The 417-nt window shown below is 59.2% G+C and carries 1 protein-coding gene; it reads right to left on the bottom strand.

Features of this window, described 5'->3' with window-relative positions:
• Positions 1-417 (bottom strand): ATP-dependent dethiobiotin synthetase BioD (gene bioD, locus Q4563_RS16465; protein ID WP_303605251.1); only part of this gene is annotated, 417 nt, incomplete at both ends.

Below are 417 nucleotides of genomic sequence, written 5' to 3'. Positions count from 1 at the left end.
ATCAATTCAAAATTGGCTCCGGCACTGTCGAGAGAGTTTATACAGGCCTGGGTCAGCTGATCCAGATGTAGTGGCCGCTGTTCCTGGCGGGCAGCAATATGAGGGGCTATGGCAGCCTGGAAGGCAACCGGGTTATGACTGGTATAGGGCTGCTCGACGCTACTGAAACGCTGTAACAGCAGCGCATCGTCATTACACCATTGTGGTTGCTGCGGTTGGTCCGGGCTGGCCATCCATGTGCATCCCGCGGCAACGGGTTTCAGCCCAAAAGTGCGATAACCGGCTCTGGTCGCGGCAGCCAGCAAGGCGGCAGATACCAGCGTTTTACCCACATCGGTGTCGGTGCCGGTAATAAAAAGGCGGCGCGGAGGCAGGGCTGGCCCGGTGGCGGAAGGGGGAGTCGTATGGGTCATGGGG

The sequence above is a fragment of the Gilvimarinus sp. 1_MG-2023 genome, assembly GCF_030548285.1.
The sequence above is the reverse complement of the archived record's forward strand: the minus strand, read 5'-3'. Positions and strand labels throughout refer to the sequence as shown.